This window comes from Phytohabitans maris (genome assembly GCF_031085175.1).
Taxonomy (GTDB): domain Bacteria; phylum Actinomycetota; class Actinomycetes; order Mycobacteriales; family Micromonosporaceae; genus Phytohabitans; species Phytohabitans maris.
In genome coordinates this window covers 98871-115786 of record NZ_JAVHUY010000024.1, presented here as the reverse complement: position 1 = coordinate 115786, position 16916 = coordinate 98871, and the positions used below count along the sequence as shown (strand labels likewise).

At 70.6% G+C, this 16916-nt stretch carries 12 protein-coding genes and 1 pseudogene; 6 read left to right on the top strand and 7 right to left on the bottom strand.

All coding sequences use genetic code 11. The features are described from left to right. Positions 1 to 31: 31 nt before the first annotated feature. From ahcY to RB614_RS24830, 6 genes are all read right to left on the bottom strand, one after another. On the bottom strand, positions 32 to 1525 hold the full coding sequence (gene ahcY, locus RB614_RS24855) for an adenosylhomocysteinase (protein ID WP_308715023.1): 1494 nt from the start codon (positions 1523 to 1525) through the stop codon (positions 32 to 34). A gap of 359 nt (positions 1526 to 1884) precedes the next feature. Then, positions 1885 to 2982: a mannose-6-phosphate isomerase, class I gene (manA, locus tag RB614_RS24850; RefSeq protein WP_308715022.1), complete on the bottom strand. Its 1098-nt coding sequence runs from the start codon at positions 2980 to 2982 to the stop codon at positions 1885 to 1887. 2 nt (positions 2983 to 2984) lie between these two features. Beyond that, the gene (locus RB614_RS24845; RefSeq protein ID WP_308715021.1) at positions 2985 to 3926 is read right to left on the bottom strand and encodes a cation diffusion facilitator family transporter; all 942 of its coding nucleotides are present in this window, start codon (positions 3924 to 3926) and stop codon (positions 2985 to 2987) included. Positions 3927 to 3993: 67 nt separating this feature from the next. Further along, positions 3994 to 5178 (bottom strand): SIS domain-containing protein, encoded by a 1185-nt coding sequence (locus RB614_RS24840; protein ID WP_308715020.1) that lies wholly within the window; start codon positions 5176 to 5178, stop codon positions 3994 to 3996. After that, positions 5175 to 5357 (bottom strand): Trm112 family protein, encoded by a 183-nt coding sequence (locus RB614_RS24835; protein ID WP_308715019.1) that lies wholly within the window; start codon positions 5355 to 5357, stop codon positions 5175 to 5177. Before RB614_RS24835 ends, RB614_RS24840 begins: the two co-directional genes overlap by 4 nt. 94 nt (positions 5358 to 5451) lie before the next feature. Next, complete coding sequence (locus RB614_RS24830; protein WP_308715018.1) at positions 5452 to 6210, bottom strand: HAD-IIB family hydrolase; 759 nt, start codon at positions 6208 to 6210, stop codon at positions 5452 to 5454. A gap of 81 nt (positions 6211 to 6291) precedes the next feature. Here RB614_RS24830 and pgm point away from each other — a divergent pair, with 81 nt between their 5' ends. The 3 genes and pseudogenes from pgm to RB614_RS44350 all read left to right on the top strand — a co-directional run. Continuing rightward, on the top strand, positions 6292 to 7947 hold the full coding sequence (gene pgm / locus RB614_RS24825; protein ID WP_308715017.1) for a phosphoglucomutase (alpha-D-glucose-1,6-bisphosphate-dependent): 1656 nt from the start codon (positions 6292 to 6294) through the stop codon (positions 7945 to 7947). 452 nt (positions 7948 to 8399) lie between these two features. Continuing rightward, a complete protein-coding gene (locus RB614_RS24820) occupies positions 8400 to 9314 on the top strand; it encodes an IS982 family transposase (protein ID WP_308715016.1) in 915 nt (304 codons plus the stop codon). A 684-nt stretch (positions 9315 to 9998) separates the two neighbouring features. Continuing rightward, positions 9999 to 10639: pseudogene (locus RB614_RS44350) on the top strand (helix-turn-helix domain-containing protein); the annotation flags it as partial. A gap of 112 nt (positions 10640 to 10751) precedes the next feature. Here RB614_RS44350 and RB614_RS24810 read toward each other — a convergent pair. Then, positions 10752 to 12191 carry an aldehyde dehydrogenase family protein gene (locus tag RB614_RS24810; protein ID WP_308715015.1) on the bottom strand — a complete coding sequence of 480 codons (1440 nt, stop codon included), beginning with the start codon at positions 12189 to 12191 and terminating at the stop codon, positions 10752 to 10754. A gap of 204 nt (positions 12192 to 12395) precedes the next feature. On the opposite strand from RB614_RS24810, the gene RB614_RS24805 reads away from it, so the two are divergent. The 3 genes from RB614_RS24805 to RB614_RS24795 are packed head-to-tail and all read left to right on the top strand — an operon-like array spanning position 12396 to position 16479. Further along, the gene (locus tag RB614_RS24805; RefSeq protein ID WP_308715014.1) at positions 12396 to 13829 is read left to right on the top strand and encodes a gamma-aminobutyraldehyde dehydrogenase; all 1434 of its coding nucleotides are present in this window, start codon (positions 12396 to 12398) and stop codon (positions 13827 to 13829) included. A gap of 2 nt (positions 13830 to 13831) precedes the next feature. Continuing rightward, the gene (gene gabT / locus RB614_RS24800) at positions 13832 to 15172 is read left to right on the top strand and encodes a 4-aminobutyrate--2-oxoglutarate transaminase (RefSeq protein ID WP_308715013.1); all 1341 of its coding nucleotides are present in this window, start codon (positions 13832 to 13834) and stop codon (positions 15170 to 15172) included. 44 nt (positions 15173 to 15216) lie between these two features. Next, on the top strand, positions 15217 to 16479 hold the full coding sequence (locus tag RB614_RS24795) for a type II toxin-antitoxin system HipA family toxin (protein ID WP_308715012.1): 1263 nt from the start codon (positions 15217 to 15219) through the stop codon (positions 16477 to 16479). The last annotated feature ends 437 nt before the right edge of the window (positions 16480 to 16916 follow it).

The following is a 16916-nucleotide window of genomic DNA, read 5'->3' as shown; positions in this document are numbered from 1 at the left end:
GCCGGTCAGCCGTGAGAGCAGAAGGCGCGTCTCAGTACCGGTAGTGGTCCGACTTGTACGGGCCATCGACCGGCACGCCCAGGTAGGAGGCCTGCTCCTTCGACAGCTCGGTCAGCCGCGCGCCCAGCGCGTCCAGGTGCAGGCGGGCGACCTTTTCGTCCAGGTGCTTGGGGAGCGTGTAGACGCCGACCGGGTACTGGTCGGTCTTCGTAAACAGCTCGATCTGCGCGATCGTCTGGTTGGAGAACGAGTTGGACATCACGAACGACGGGTGGCCGGTCGCGTTGCCCAGGTTGAGCAGGCGGCCCTCGGAGAGCACGAGGATCGAGTGGCCGTCGGCGAAGCGCCACTCGTCGACCTGCGGCTTGATGTTGATCCGCTCGACGTCGTCGCGCTTGGCGAGGCCGGCCATGTCGATCTCGTTGTCGAAGTGGCCGATGTTGCCGACGATCGCCTGGTGCTTCATCCGGGCCATGTGCTCGTTGGTGATCACGTCGAAGCAGCCGGTCGCGGTGATGAAGATGTCGGCGGTCTCGACCACGTCTTCGAGCGTGGCGACCTGGTAGCCGTCCATCGCCGCCTGCAGCGCGCAGATCGGGTCGATCTCGGTGACGATCACCCGGGCGCCCTGGCCGCGCAGCGACTCGGCGCAGCCCTTGCCCACATCGCCGTACCCGCAGACGACCGCGGCCTTGCCGCCGATCAGCACGTCGGTGGCGCGGTTGATGCCGTCGATGAGCGAGTGGCGGCAGCCGTACTTGTTGTCGAACTTGCTCTTGGTCACCGAGTCGTTGACGTTGATGGCCGGGAAGAGCAGGCTGCCCGCGGCCTGCATCTCGTACAGCCGGTGCACGCCGGTGGTGGTCTCCTCGGTCACGCCCTTGATACCGGCGGAGACGCGGGTCCAGCGGCGGTTGTCCTCCTCCAGCGAGCGCTGCAGCACGCCGAGGATCACCGCGTACTCCTCGCTGTCGGCGGTCTCCGGCGCCGGCACCACGCCCGCCTTTTCGAACTCGGCGCCCTTGTGCACCAGCAGCGTGGCGTCGCCGCCGTCGTCCAGGATCATGTTGGGACCCTGGCCGTCCGGCCACAGCAGCACCTGCTCGGTGCACCACCAGTACTCGGCGAGGGTCTCGCCCTTCCACGCGTACACCGGGACGCCGGAGGGGGCGTCGGGCGTGCCGTCGGGGCCGACGACGATCGCGGCGGCGGCGTGGTCCTGCGTGGAGAAGATGTTGCAGGAGGCCCAGCGGACCTGCGCACCCAGCGCGACCAGTGTCTCGATCAGCACCGCGGTCTGGATCGTCATGTGCAGCGAGCCGGTGACGCGGGCACCGGCCAGGGGCTGGGCGGCGGCGTACTCCCGCCGCAGCGCCATCAACCCGGGCATCTCGTGCTCCGCGAGCTGGATCTCCTTGCGACCGAACCCGGCCAACGACAGGTCCGCGACCTTGTAGTCGCCTTCGGCGACGGTGCGCGGGCGGGCCGAGGCCGACGCGTCCGGCGCCGGCAGAGTGCTGGTCATGAAAGCTCCTGTCGAACGCGTCCGTTGCAACGACCACACACCATACGCGGGCGCCGTCGAAGCCACACAGAAGGCTCGGGCCCTGGGTACCCCACGCAGCGCGCGGGGCGGCGGGTCATGAGCGGTCTTTCCGCTCAACTCCCACCGCCCCGCGCATCCCCCCGGTTTGGTTCCCCCGCGCGTGACTCGGACCTTCGTCGCGATAACGCTGCGTGGTTATAGCGTTACATTGCGCTATAGCGGTGTCAAGCGAATCAGGAAATTTCTTGATCTGTACCTCTGTGCTGATGGCGCAAACGCCCAGATGAGGGCGGAGACCGCTCAGGGAGGTACGCCCACAGAGGGCTACAGGGCCAAAACTACGCCGGTACCGACGCGACGTACGCCTCTCCGGCCCCTTCGAACGAGAGTCCGGCCGGCCCGGCCGCCGCGAACGCCGCCTCGCCACCGGCCAGCTGCACCGCGCCCGCGCCGTCGTCGACGGTCACCTCGCCGGCGGCGCAGAGGACCACCCGCGGCCCGGTCACCGGCAGCTCCACCACGCCTCCGGCGGGCCGTACCCGGTGCAGGACGAACTCCTCGACCGGCGCCGGCCAGGTCACGATCCCGGGCGAGACCGGCTCGGGCCGTACCACCGGGTCGTCCAGCACCTCGAAGCGGAGCACCCGGAGCAGCTCGGCGACGTCGACCGGCTTTGGCGTCAGGCCGCCGCGCAGCACGTTGTCGCTGGCCGCCATGATCTCCACGCCGGTGCCGTCGAGGTACGCGTGCAGGTTGCCGGCGGGCATCCAGATCGCCTCGCCGGGCGCGAGCGTGACGTGGTTGAGCAGCTGCGCCACCAGTGCCCCCGGATCGCCCGGATAGAGGGCGGCGAGCCGACGGACCAGCTCGGGCGCGTCGGGCGCCGCCGTGGCCTCCGTGACCACGGCGGCCGGCAGCTCGATCAGGCCGGCCACCGCGGTGCGCAGGTCGCCGCGGCCGAGCGCGGAGAGGACCGGGTCGAGCGCTGGCGCATCCAGTGTGGACAGTACGGCCGCGGCGGCCGCCGGGTCGCGAAACCCGCACAGCGCCTCGAAGTCCGAGACCGCCACGAGCATCTCCGGCTTGTGGTACGCGTCGACGTAGCTCGGATGCCCGGCCGCGAACCGCTCCCGGGCCTGCTCCGCGTCCGGGTGCGCCTGGAGCGACAGCGGCGCGGCGGCGGCGAGCACCTTCATCAGGTACGGCAGGCGCGGCCCGAAGCGCGCCACGACCGCGCCGCCGAGCAGGCGCTCCGGCTCGGCGGCGATCAGGTCGGCCAGGCTCGTCCCGTCGACCGTGGCCGGGTCGCGCGGGTGGGCCCCCAGCCACAGCTCCGCCTCCGGCCCGTCGCTCGGCACCGGCCGTCCTTGCAGCCGGGCGATCGCGCTGCGGGAGCCCCAGGCGTACGGCCGGATGCGGCCGGCGAGACGGCGCACGCTCAGCTCGTGGCCGGAGCCGGCTCGGCGCGGACCTGGTAGATGTCGGGCTCCAGGTAGATCACCCGGGCGATCGGCACGGCCTCGCGGATGCGGGCCTCGGTGGCGTCGATGTGCCGGGCGATGTCCTCGCCGGTCTCGTGCTCGCGTACCGCGATTTTGGCGGCGACGAGCAGCTCCTCCGGGCCGAGGTGCAGCGTCTTCATGTGGATGATCCGCTCGACCTCGGAGCCCGCGGTGATCGCCGCCTCGATCCTGGCCTGGTCTTCCGGCGTGGCACTCTCGCCCAGCAGCAGGCTCTTGGTCTCCATCGCCAGCACGACCGCGATGGTGACGAGCAGGATGCCGATCGCGGCGGTGCCGAACGCGTCCCAGATGCCGTCACCCGTGACCAGCGTGAGCACGACCCCGAAGAGCGCGAAGACCAGACCGACCAGCGCGCCGAGGTCCTCCAGCAGTACGACGGGGAGCTCGGGTGCCCGGGCCCGGCGGACGAACTGCACCCACGACGACTTCCCGCGTACGTGGTTGGACTCCAGGATCGCGGTACGGAACGAGAACGACTCCAGCACGATCGCCACGCACAGCACAAGTACCGGCACCCAGTGCCAGCTGTCGATGCCGTGCGGGTCCTGGAACTTGTGGTACGCCTCGTAGAGCGCGAACAGACCACCGACGCTGAAGAGCACGATCGACACGATGAACGCGTAGATGTAGCGCTCCCGCCCGTACCCGAAGGGGTGCTGCGGGGTGGCCCGCCGCTGCGCCCGGCGCCCGCCGAGCAGCAGCAGCGCCTGGTTGCCGGAGTCGGCCACGGAGTGGATCGACTCGGCCAGCATCGACGACGACTGGGTGAGCAACCACGCGATGAACTTGGTGACCGCGATGCCCAGGTTGGCCAGCAGGGCGGCGACGATCGCCCGCGTGCCGCCAGAAGCACTCATGCCCGTCCTCGCTTCGCTGCGGGCGGACATGAGGCACCCAAAGCGCTGTGCCTGATGATTCGCTCGCTCATGGGTTGCTCAGCTCCTTCATCTCAGTGACAGCGGGCACGGCCATGGGGTCGAGTCCGTGCGCGAGAGCGAGGTAGATCGAGGCGAAGTCCGGGACGGCCACCAGCGAGGCGAGCCGCTCCAGCGGGGAGCCGCCCTCGGCGGTCACCACGTCGCAGCGGACGCCGCGCCGCTCGGCGAGGGTCTGCACCGCGTCGGCCCGCCGCTCCTCGACCGCCACCGGCTCGTCGGCGTCCTCCTCGTTGCCGAGGCCGCCGTCGCGGAGCAGCACGACCCGCAGCCGGGTCACCTCCTGCTCGTCCCCGGGGTCCGCGAAGATGTCGCGGGACGACTCCACCAGCCCGCCGAAGACGCCGTCGAGCAGGCCCACCCGGCCACGGCCGGCCTCGCCGAGCGCGCCGGCGACCACGGGGTAGCGGGCGTTCGCGGAGATCGTGTCGGCGAAGCGCCGGGCCGCCACGGCGGCCAGCGGCGAGGAGCCCCACACGATCGGCACCGAGCCGGCCAGGCCCAGCGCGAGCGACTTGGCCGGGTTGACGAAGGACTCGGCCGTCGGGCGGCAGCGGTCGGCGTCCGCGTCGAGCCGGGCCGCGGTCTCCGCCAGGTCTGCCTCATTGACCTTGACCAGGCCGAACGTACGGGCGGCGAGCAGCACCGGCACGGTCAGCCCCCACAGGCTGGCGCGGGCCGGCGCGCGCCGCGGCACCGGGATGAACGGCGCCCGGGCGCTCTCGGCGACCGACTGGAGCAGCGAGTCGGGCGCGCCGACCGCCACCAATCGGGCACCCCGGCGGGCGGCCGCCTCGGCGGCACCGAGCGCCTCGGGGCTGCGCCCGGAGGCGCTGACCGCGATGACCACGTCGGCCGCGCCGACCCAGCCGGGCACGCCGGCGCTGCGGTGCGGGATCACGGGTACCGGGCAGCGCGGTCCGGCCACCGTGGCCAGGATCTCGCCGGTGCGGCCGGCGGTGCCGATGCCCGCGATCACGACGGCCCGGGGGCGCCCCTCGTCACCGAGCACGGCCAGGTTGGCCTCCGCGGCCAGGGCCGCCGACTCGCGGACCTGCGCGCCGGCGGAGGCGGTGGCCCGCAGCATGCCGCCCGGGTCGTTTTCCTCGATGGCGGCCGCGTCGTCCAGCACCGCCTCGTCGACCGAACGCCGGCCGCGAACGCTCGCGCTCATTTCTCGCCTTCGGGAGAGCGGGCCTCGTCCAGCAGCAGCACCGGGATGCCGTCGCGCACCTCGAAGATCCGCCCGCACTCGGTGCAGGTCAGGGTCTCGGCCGCGGCGTCGTAATCCAGCGGTGCGTGATGCGTGTCCGGGCACGCGAGGATCTCCAGCAACTGCGTGTCCAGCGACACCGGACGCTCCTTCCAAGCACTGTGCTCCCGCGCTGGTCCCGGGCCCACGAGCCGACGCGACCAGCGCCCAAAGTATCGGGGCGCTGCGATGATCCTAGACGTCGCCGGGTAGGGCGTCGGGGAGCGTGGTGAGCAGCCGCTCGACGTAGTCGGCGGTGTCCTGCCAGCGGGTCACCGCCACGCACCGGATGCCCATCGCCTTGACCGGGTAGTCGTTGCCCCCCTCGTCCAGGCGGTCGCCGACGAAGAGCACCTCCTCGGTGGTCAGCCCCAGGTGCCGCATGAGCTTGCCCATGCCGTACGCCTTGTCGACGCCCTTCTTGGTCACGTCGACCGATGTCGAGCCGCCGCTGCGCACCTCGAGGTCGGGCAGGCGGGCGGCGGCGTAGTCGCGCAGCGCCCCCTTCTTGGCCCCGTCCGGGTCCCACGCGTACTTGGCGTCGACCGGCGCGCGCTGCCCCAGCGCGGAGAACGTCACCTGGCTGCCGCGGTCTTCGATGATCTCGCCCCACGGCTCGGGCTCCCAGATGCCGAGGGCCTTCGCCCCCTCGACCAGCACGGATACGACCCGCTCCTTGGCCTCTTCGCTGAGGTCCTCCGCGTACACGAGGCCCCAGTCGCCGTCGATCCACCGGTAGTAGCGGGTGCCGCAGGTGGGCATGAGGTGCATCCGCTCGCGTACGCCGGAGTCGAGGTCCAGATAGCGCAGCACCTGGGTGTCGAACTGCTCGAACCGTCCGCCCGAGATGACACAGACGTCCACCTGGGCCAGCAACTCCGCCAGCAGCTTCGCCATCCGGTCGTCGATCTGGGACTTCGACACGGCGAGTGTGTCGTCGAGATCGAATGCCACGACCCGAATGTTCCCCGCCAACAGAAGCCTCCCACGCGACTACGATCGAAACCGCTTCCCAACTTCCCGAGAGGATACGTCGTGTCCGATACTGCCCGGCTTCACCCTCGTGCCGGTCGCGTTGCCGAGCCCGGCGATCTCGTCGATGTTCCGCACCTCGTCTCCGCCTATTACACGGGTAAGCCGGACGTGTCGCAGGCCGGGCAGCGGGTCGGCTTCGGCACCTCGGGGCACCGGGGCTCCAGCCTCAAGCTGGCGTTCAACGAAGACCACGTGGTCGCGATGAGCCAGGCCATCTGCGAGTACCGGGCGGAGCGCGGCATCGACGGCCCCCTCTACCTGGCCCGCGACACGCACGCGCTCTCCGAGCCGGCGCTGCTCAGCGCGCTGGAGGTCTTCGCCGCCAACGGGGTGCGGGTACGGCTGGACAGCCGCGACGGCTACACGCCGACGCCGGCCGTGTCGCACGCGATCCTCACGCACAACCGGGGTCGGACCAGCGGGCTGGCCGACGGTGTGGTGGTCACGCCGTCGCACAATCCGCCGCAGGACGGCGGCTTCAAGTACAACCCGCCGTCGGGCGGGCCGGCCGGCACCGACGTCACGAAGGTGATCGAGGATCGGGCGAACGCGCTGCTGGAGAGCGGGCTCAAGGAGGTCCGGCGGGTCACCGTCGCGCGGGCCCGCGCGGCCGAGACGACCGAGGGGTACGACTACGTCGGTACGTACGTCGGCGACCTGCCGAACGTCGTCGACCTGGACGCGATCCGGGCGGCCGGGGTGCGGATCGGCGCCGACCCGCTGGGCGGGGCGAGCGTGGCGTACTGGGACGAGATCGCCAGCCGGCACGGGCTCGACCTGACCGTGGTCAACCCGCGGGTCGACCCGACGTGGCGGTTCATGACGCTCGACTGGGACGGCAAGATCCGGATGGACTGCTCGTCGCCGTACGCGATGGCCTCCTTGATCGAGCAGCGCAGCGCCTACCAGGTGGCCACCGGAAACGACGCGGACGCCGACCGGCACGGCATCGTCACGCCGGACGGCGGCCTGATGAACCCCAACCACTACCTGGCCGTCGCGATCGACTACCTCTACCGCAACCGCCCCGACTGGGCGGCGGACGCCGCGGTCGGCAAGACGCTGGTCTCCTCCTCCATGATCGACCGAGTGGCGGCCGACCTCGGGCGGCGGCTGATGGAGGTGCCGGTCGGCTTCAAGTGGTTCGTCGACGGGCTGGTCGGCGGCAGCGTCGGCTTCGGCGGCGAGGAGAGCGCCGGCGCGTCGTTCCTGCGCCGGGACGGTTCGGTGTGGACCACCGACAAGGACGGGATCATCCTCTGCCTGCTCGCCTCCGAGATAATCGCGGTGACCGGCAAGTCGCCGAGCGAGCGCTACGCGGAGCTGACCGAGCGGTTCGGCGCCCCGGCGTACGCCCGGATCGACGCGCCGGCCAGCCGCGAGGAGAAGGCCGTGCTCGCCAAGCTCTCCGCCGAGCAGGTCACCGCGAGCGAGCTCGCCGGCGACCCGATCACCGCCGTGCTCTCCAAGGCCCCCGGCAACGACGCGGCGATCGGCGGCGTCAAGATCGTGACCGAGTCGGGCTGGCTGGCCGCCCGCCCGTCCGGCACCGAAGACGTCTACAAGCTCTACGCCGAGTCCTTCAAGGGCCAGGACCACCTCGCCCAGCTCCAAAAGGAAGGCCAGGCGCTCGTCTCCTCCGCCCTGAAATCCTAGGGCCTGTTTTTGCAGCGCCCTTGCCAGGCCGCGCCGGGCTCTTCTAGCTGCTCAGAGGGGCTTTGGCCATAGGCGTTGCCCGGTCCGCGCCGGCTGCGGGTCGCTGCCGCCGCGGACACCGCCGCGCCCCGGCGGCTCGCCAGGGCTCGCGGAAACGTCGCGGCTGGCACCCGATCATGGCGAGAGCAACCGGCAGAAGGAGGAAGCGGTCCAGGCGAATTGCCGAGCCACGATCCGGACCCGGGCTTCAGCGGGCTTTCCGAGCCGCTACGCAGCTATACGCACGAGGCTGGTCCGTGACCGACAAACCCGACGATCGGCCGACCGGTCCTCCGGCCTGCGGGCCGCGGGCCGCCTGCGGCCCCGACGATCTATTCCAAGGGGTACGGGGCAGCAGCGAAGACGGGCGTCCATGATCGACGTTGCTGAGCAACGATGACCATGGAGGCCACGTGCACGTCGATCTGGACACCCTAGCCACCGCACTGTACGTGAAGTTCGATGACGAGTTGAAGGCGTCCCCGCAGCTCAACCGGTACCGACCCACGATCGGCATCGACCCGAAAAACGCCGACGCCGAGCTGATCACCGCCGCGGTCCTGCAGGTGCTGCTCGGCCACCACCACGAGACCCGGTGGCTACGCCGGGCCCGCAAGGACATCGGGCATCTGTCCCCGTACCTGCCCAAACAGCCCGGCTACAACAAGCGCCTACGCGCCCTGACAACGCAACTGGCGCACCTGATCGCTCTTCTGGCCGCCGACACCGATCTGTGGCAACACCCCATCCGCCTAGCCGACTCCACCCCGGTGCAGTGCGGCACCTCCCGCACCACCGCCCGAAACTCCGACCTCGCCGGGTGGGCCGGGTGCGGCTACTGCGCCTCCCACTCCCGCAGATTCTGGGGACTACGGCTACATCTGGTCACCACCGTGCACGGACTGCCCGTTGCGTTCGCCCCGACCAACCCCAAGGCCGACGAGCGTGACATCCTGGCCGACCTGGTCTGCTTGCAACCGGCCATGTTCCACCACCCCGACGGCCTGATCCTGGTCGTGGACAAGGGCTACCGCGACCGAGCCACCGAGAAATGGCTCAACGAACGCAATGTCGAAGTCATCCGGCCCACCTACCGCACCGACCCACCACGACCCGGAAAGACACTCCTACGAGCCGTCCGGCATAACATCGAGTCCGTCAACGACACCCTCAAAGACCAACTCAACCTCGAACGCCACGGCGGCCGAACCGCCGCCGGCGTCGCCGTCCGCGTCCTGCAACGACTCCTCGCCCTGACCGCAGCCATCTGGCACAACTGGCACACCGGCCAACCGATCATGCGATCACTGACCGCCTACGACCACTGACCCCTTGGAATAGATCGTCTCGGTGCGTGGATCGCGGCGTGGCCGCCAGCTCGCTTCGCGTGCGGTGTGGCTGGAACGCATCCTGAGGTATTGGGGCCGGCTCGTGCTCTTACGGCTCCTTTGGCGAGATGTCTGGCCAATGGATTACGAATCTTGGTACGGCGTATACCAATAGCTGTCGGCGTTTTCGAGAGGCGCGCGATGGCTGCGTTTGGTGGCGTCAGCGTGGACCGCGACCGGGGTCTGAAGGCGCAGACACGTCGGCCAGGTGCGGTGCGCGTCGGGCGCGTCGGTGATTTGCTCGGCGCCGGTGCCAGGCTTCGCGACGGCTCGGCACTGTCGTCGCGGCTGTCGCGCTCGTCGCGCTTATGAGGGATGGGCTGGCTTTTCTCGGCTGGCGGTGTGACCCCGGTCGGTGTCTCGCCGCAGCGCGTGGAGGCGAGTGGGCTCGCCTCCTGGACGGCGGTGCGAGCTCCGTGGCGTAGGCGATTTAGCTTGTGGCCGTGGCGTTGCATGAGGCCCCAGGCGCGGTGACGCTCGTGCTCGCGGCGAAACTCGTCTCGCTCGGGAGAGTAGTTACGGGATGCGGTGCGGTCACGCATTTCGGCTAGTGCGGCCGGAGTGAATAGCTGAAGCTGCCGCATGCGATAATTGTCCCGCACGTCACGGAAATCCGCTGCCCGAATAGCGGCTGACCAGGTAGATCTAATTTGCTCCGGCTGCAAGCCCAGGCAGTTCCGCAAGCTGGTCCGACTGGTCGCCCGGCGCGGTTGGGGACCAAATCGCGGACGGTCGCCCAGGACGCCAGTGGGGCCTCGAACCTGTGGGACCGGATGCTGTTGGTCGCCGCCTACTGGCGCACCAACCTGACCTTGCGGCAGATCGGACCGCCGTTCGGGATCTCGCACTCCGCCGCCCACCGGCCATCGACACCCTCAGGCCGCTGTTGGCGTTGGGGCCGGTGCGGCGTCGCGGGCCCAGATCAGGTCACGATCGTCGCTGGCAGGCTGATACCGACCCGGGGCCACCGGCGGGCCGCAACGACACGATCGTCTACCGCACCAGCGGCATCAACCAGAAACTCGCGCCTACCGCGGCAACCCGGACGTAGTCATCCCGCACCGCAAGCCCGCTGACGGCACCGAACCGCCGCAGCGGAAACAGGACGCCAAACCCGATCCATCGCGGCGTCCGGGCCCGCATCTAGCACACCTTCGCCCCGAATGAAGGAATGGAAGATCCCGCGCGACTACCGCCGCGCCGCCAGCACATCGACCACCACCGCGTCCAGCATCGCCCACATATACAACATCATCACCGCAGGCTGGCTACTCCACCGCACGACCAACAGGCAGCGGTCTCCGCGGGAGCGACGGCCTACAGCTGCGGCGGACCGGGGCAAGCTATCTGAAAGTGACTCTGAAGTTGGAAAGCGTCTCAGAGATCGACGCCGGTGAGGACCATGACCCTCGGCTCGGTGTAGTCGTCCATGGCGCTGCGGAGGCCTTCGCGGCCGACGCCGCTGCCCTTCAGGCCGCCGTAGGGCATCTGGTCGGCGCGAAACGACGGCACGTCCCCGACGATCACGCCGCCCACCTCGAGCGTGCGGTGGGCGGTGAAGGCGGTCTGCAGGTCGTGCGTGAAGACGCCGGCCTGGAGGCCGAACGCGGAGTCGTTGATCGCCGCGAGCCCGGTGGCGTCGTCGGTGACCCGGGCCACCGCGAGCACCGGGCCGAAGACCTCTTCGGTGAGGACCTTGGCGCCGGCCGGTACGCCGGTCAGCACTGTCGGCGGGAAGGTCGCGCCCTGCCGGCGGCCGCCCGACACGAGGGTGGCGCCGCCGGCGACGGCCTCGTCGACCCAGCTCTCCACCCGCTTCGCCGCGTCCTCGTTGATCATCGGGCCGACGTCGACGGTCTCGTCGGCGGGGTCGCCGGTCTTCAGCGCCTCGACGGCCGCGACCAGGCGGGGCACGAACGCGTCCTCCAGGTACTCGTGCACGAAGACCCGCTGCACCGCGATGCAGCTCTGCCCGGCCTGGTAGTTGGAGAAGAGGGCGATCCGCTGGGCGGCCCAGTCCAGGTCGTCGAGCGAGGACCAGTCGCCGCAGACCAGGGCGGCCGCGTTACCACCCAGCTCCAGCGTCACGTGCTTGTGCGGCACCCTGTCGCGGATCGCGTACCCCACGGGGCCCGAGCCGGTAAACGAGACGACCGGCAGCCGCGGGTCCTCGACCAGCGCACCGGCCCGGTCGTTGGGGACCGGGAGCACCGAGAACATGCCCGCCGGCAGGTCAGTCTCGGCCAGGAGCGAGCCGAGCAGCAGCGCGGTCAGCGGGGTGGCCGGCGCCGGCTTGAGGACGATCGGGGCGCCGACCGCGATGGCCGGGGCGACCTTGTGGGCGACCAGGTTGAGCGGGAAGTTGAACGGGCTGATGCCGAGCACCGGCCCGCGGGCGAAGCGGCGCACCAGGGCGATCCGGCCGGCCGCCGCCGGTTCGGTGTCGAGTCGCTGGAGCTCGCCGGCGAAGCGGCGCGCCTCCTCCGCCGCCCACCGAAACGTGGAGACGCCCCGCCCCACCTCGACCCGCGCCCACTTGAGCGGCTTGCCGTTTTCCGCCGTGATCAGCTGGGCCACCTCGTCGGCCCGCTCGGCGAGCCGGCGGGAGACGTGGTCCAGCGCCGCCGCGCGGGCGGAGGCAGGGAGTGCGGAGGCATCCGCGGCCACGCCGGCCGCCGCCGCCAGCGCCCGCTCGACCTGTTCCGGAGTCGCGTTCGCGGTACGCCCCACCATCCGGCCGTCGTAAGGGTGGTGAACGTCGAGGATGTCGTCGCTGGTGCTCTTCTGGCCGGCCACGTAGAAGGGCGTGATCTCCATGGTCAGACTCTAGAGGGCCCCGGAGTCAGGGGGTGCCGGCGCCGGGTCCGCCTGTGATCGAAGCTCCTCTGAAGTCGTTCTAACGACTTCAGAGGAGCTTCGATCACCAAAACGAAAACGGTCGCACAGAACCTTGTCTGCCGCGAATTCAGTCGCGAAGATGGCGGGTGGGATGCGATAACCGCCGTTCACCGGGAGACCTCGATGACTGATAAGCAAATCCTGCGCAACTTCGTCAACGGGGAGTACGTCGATCCGGTCGACGGCGGCTACAGCGATCTGGTGGACCCCTGTACCGGCGAGGTCTTCGCCCAGGCCCCGGTCTCCGCCGAGCGCGACGTCGACATCGCGATGGGCGCCGCCGCCACCGCCTTCGAGTCGTGGCGTGACGCGACGCCGGCCGAGCGGCAGAAGGCACTGCTGAAGTTTGCCGACGCGGTGGAGTCGCGGGCGGCCGAGCTGGTCGACGCCGAGGTGCGCAACACCGGCAAGCCGCGCCAGCTCACCGCCGAGGAGGAGCTCCCGCCCTGCGCCGACGAGCTGCGCTTCTTCGCCGGGGCGGCGCGGGTGCTGGAGGGGCGCTCGGCCGGCGAGTACATGGCCGGGCACACCTCGTACGTGCGGCGCGAGCCGATCGGCGTCTGCGCCCAGGTGACCCCGTGGAACTACCCGCTGATGATGGCGATCTGGAAGATCGCGCCGGCGCTGGCGGCGGGCAACACGGTCGTGCTCAAGCCGTCGGACACCACCCCGGTCTCCACACTGCTGCTCGCCGAGATCGCGTCGGAGTTCCTGCCGGCCGGCGTCTTCAACGTGGTCTGCGGTGACCGCGACACCGGACGCTCGCTCGTCGCCCACCCGACCCCGCAGCTCGTGTCGATCACCGGCTCCACCCGGGCCGGCAAGGAGGTCGCCTCGGCCGCCGCACCCGACCTCAAGCGCACCCACCTGGAGCTGGGCGGCAAGGCACCGGTCGTGATCTTCGACGACGCCGACCTGGCAGCCGCGGCCGAGGCGATCGCGGTCGGCGGCTACTTCAACGCCGGCCAGGACTGCACCGCCGCCACCCGCGTGCTCGCCGGCCCCGGCATCCACGACGACTTCGTGGCCGCACTGGTCGAGCAGGCGCGGGAGACCAAGACCGGCGGGCCGGACGAGGAGGACGTGCTCTACGGCCCGCTCAACAACGCCAACCAGCTCGCCCGCGTCACCGGCTTCGTGGACCGCCTGCCCGGCCACGCCTCGGTCGGCATCGGCGGCTCCCGGGTCGGCGACCGCGGCTTCTTCTACGCGCCCACCGTCGTCTCCGGCGTCCAGCAGCAGGACGAGATCATCCAGGACGAGGTCTTCGGGCCGGTGATCACCGTGCAGCGCTTCACCGACGAGGAGGAGGCGGTGCGCTGGGCCAACGGCGTCGAGTACGGCCTCTCCGCCTCCGTGTGGACCAAGGACCACGGGCGCGCGATGCGGATGACCCGGCGGCTCGACTTCGGCTGCGTGTGGGTCAACACCCACATCCCGTTCGTCTCGGAGATGCCGCACGGCGGGTTCAAGCACTCCGGACACGGCAAGGACCTTTCCGTGTACAGCCTGGAGGACTACACCCGGGTCAAGCACGTCATGCACAACTGGGGGTAGTGGTGACCACTTCCGAGGAACTGCACAAGCGGCGTACGGCGGCGGTGGCCCGCGGGGTCGGCAGCGTCATCGACTCCTATGTGGACCATGCCGGTGGCGGCACGCTGACCGATGTGGACGGTCGGGAGTGGATCGACTTCGCGTCCGGCATCGCGGTCACCTCCGTCGGCAACGCGGCACCCCGTGTCGTCGCGGCGGTACGCGAGCAGGTCGCCCGCTTTACCCACACCTGCTTCATGGTCGCCCCGTACGAGTCCTATGTGGCCGTCGCCGAGACGCTGAACGCGCTGACCCCGGGCGCGTTCGAGAAGCGCTCGGCCCTCTTCAACTCCGGCGCCGAGGCGGTCGAAAACGCCGTGAAGATCGCCCGGCACGCGACCGGGCGGCCGGCCGTCGTCGTCTTCGACCACGCGTACCACGGGCGGACCAACCTCACGATGGCGATGACCGCCAAGAACATGCCGTACAAGCACCGCTTCGGCCCGTTCGCCGGCGAGGTCTACCGGGTGCCGATGTCGTACCCGTTCCGCGACGGCGGCCTCAGCGGCACGGAGGCCGCCGCCCGCGCGCTCGACCAGGTGGACAAGCAGGTCGGCGCCGCCAACGTGGCCGCGATCGTCGCCGAGCCGATCCAGGGCGAGGGCGGCTTCGTCGTACCCGCCGGCGGCTTCCTGCCCGCGCTCGCCACATGGGCCGCGTCCGCTGGCGCGCTCTTCGTCGCGGACGAGATCCAGACCGGCTTCTGCCGCACCGGTTCGTGGTTTGCCTGCGAGCACGAGGGCGGTGTGCCCGGCCCCGGCGCGCGGGTCGCGGGCACCCGCCCCGAGCACCAGGGGCAGGCGGAGTGGGTGCCCGACCTGGTCACCACCGCCAAGGGCATCGCCGGCGGGCTGCCCCTGGCCGCGGTCACCGGGCGCGCCGAGATCATGGACGCCGTGCACCCGGGCGGCCTCGGCGGCACGTACGGCGGCAACCCGCTCGCCTGCGCCGCCGCCCTGGCCGCCATCGAGACCATGCGCGAACTCGACCTCGCCGCCGCCGCACGCCACATCGAGTCGGTGATGATGCCCCGCCTGCGCACACTGGCCGGACGCGACCAGCGCATCGGCGACGTACGCGGCCGCGGCGCCATGCTCGCCGTCGAGATCGTCCAGCCCGGCACCACCACCCCGGACCCGACCACCGCCGGCGCCGTCTCGGCCGCCTGCCACCGCGCCGGCCTGCTCACCCTGACCTGCGGCACGTACGGCAACGTGCTGCGCTTCCTACCACCCCTGGTGATCGACGACCCGACCTTGGAGCGCGGCCTGCGGATCCTCGAAGAAGCCTTCTCCACCACCTGATTGACGGCCTCCCACCACGCTCCGTATCGGGCATGATGTGGCTCATGACGCTCGTCGTCCTGATGGACGGTCAGGTGGCCGGTGCGGTGAAACAAAACCGCGCTGGCGAGCTCACGCTCACCTACGACGACGAGTGGCGGGCATCCACAACCTCGACGCCGCTGTCGGTATCAATGCCGTTGACGCAGCGAACACATGACGACGCCATCCGCCCCTATCTCCTAGGCCTGCTGCCGGACAACGAGAGGGTCCTCGAACGGTGGGCCCGGTCATACCACGCGTCTGCGCGCAACCCGTTCGCGCTGCTCGGCCACGTGGGTGAGGACTGCGCCGGGGCCGTGCAGTTCGTCACACCGGACCGGGTCGAGGCCCAACTCGCCCGCGACGGTGGAGTCACCTGGATGAGCGAGGCGGAGATCGCCGACCGGATCCGGCTCCTGCGGCGGGATCCGGCGGCGTGGCACGTCGCCACCACCGGAAACTTCAGCCTCGGCGGCGCGCAGTCGAAGACCGCCCTCTACCACGACGAGACCACGGACCGCTGGGGTGCGCCCTGGGGCGCCGTGCCGACCACGCACATCCTCAAGCCGGCCATCACCGGGCTCGACGACCACGACCTCAACGAACACATGTGCCTCGCGGCCGCCCGGCACCTCGGCCTGGACGCGGCGGCCTCGCGCGTCGCGTCGTTCGCCGGGGAGCGGGTCATCGTCATCGACCGCTACGACCGGACGCGGCGGGCGGACGGGACGGTCGACCGGCTGCATCAGGAAGACCTGTGCCAGGCGCTGGGCATACCGCCCGTGATCAAGTACCAGAGCGAGGGCGGTCCGAGCCCGGAGCAGATCATCGCTCTCCTCCGGGCGGAAAGCGCCGACGGCGACGCGGAGGTACGGCGGTTCGTGGACGCGCTGGCGTTCAACTGGATCATCGCGGGTACGGACGCGCACGCGAAGAACTACTCCCTGCTGCTCGCCGGCCGGCAGGTGCGCCTCGCGCCCCTCTACGACCTGGCCAGCGCCCTCCCCTACGACGACATGTACGCGCCGAAGCTGCGGATGGCGATGCGCATCGGCGGCGAGTACCGGGTCGCGGCGCTCCGGGCGCGGCATTGGCGGCGGCTCGCCGAGGCCGCTGGGCTCGACCCGGATGCCACCGTGGCGCGGGTGGACGAGCTGGCGGCGCGTACGCCCGAGGCGGTCAAGGCGGCCGCCGCGCCCGGCGCGGACGGTGACCTCGCGGAGCGGCTCTGCCACCGGGTCACCGCACACGCCGAGCGGTGCCGCGCGGCGCTGGCGGAGGGCTAGATGCCAAAGCCCGCCACCAGCCCACGTTCGGCCCGCGTTCCGCGCGGACAATGACCAGATCCAGGCCGTTCGCCGAGATCGTGGTACTCAGGTGCCCCACAGGGGGCACTGGAATACCACGATCGCCGTGCGCCGACCGAATTTGACGCAGGGCAAGCCGTCCGAACCCCCGCTCTTCCCGCGTCGATCACGGAAGGGCTTGCGGCTCGACAGCCGTGGACAAGGTCGGACGGCGTGCCCCTAGGCACGGGCCCAGCTTCATGATCGACTTAAGGTGAGTGGCATTGGGTCCGACCACCGCGGACGTCGCGGTAGCCCAAATCTTCGAACAGATCGTAGAGCCTTCGGAGTGGGGTCACGGCCGAACATGGTGTGCGTCCGCAGAGCTCTCGAGCTGCACGCGCGAACGGGGCACCCGACAACCGCGACCATCCCGG

Excerpts from the sequence above, each read along its gene's own strand:
- ahcY (WP_308715023.1), bottom strand. The coding sequence starts at position 1,525 with ATGACCAGCACTCTGCCGGCGCCGGACGCGTCGGCCTCGGCCCGCCCG.
- RB614_RS24845 (WP_308715021.1), bottom strand. The coding sequence starts at position 3,926 with ATGAGTGCTTCTGGCGGCACGCGGGCGATCGTCGCCGCCCTGCTGGCC.
- RB614_RS24840 (WP_308715020.1), bottom strand. The coding sequence starts at position 5,178 with ATGAGCGCGAGCGTTCGCGGCCGGCGTTCGGTCGACGAGGCGGTGCTG.
- RB614_RS24810 (WP_308715015.1), bottom strand. The coding sequence starts at position 12,191 with ATGGAGATCACGCCCTTCTACGTGGCCGGCCAGAAGAGCACCAGCGAC.
- RB614_RS24805 (WP_308715014.1), top strand. The coding sequence starts at position 12,396 with ATGACTGATAAGCAAATCCTGCGCAACTTCGTCAACGGGGAGTACGTC.
- RB614_RS24795 (WP_308715012.1), top strand. The coding sequence starts at position 15,217 with ATGACGCTCGTCGTCCTGATGGACGGTCAGGTGGCCGGTGCGGTGAAA.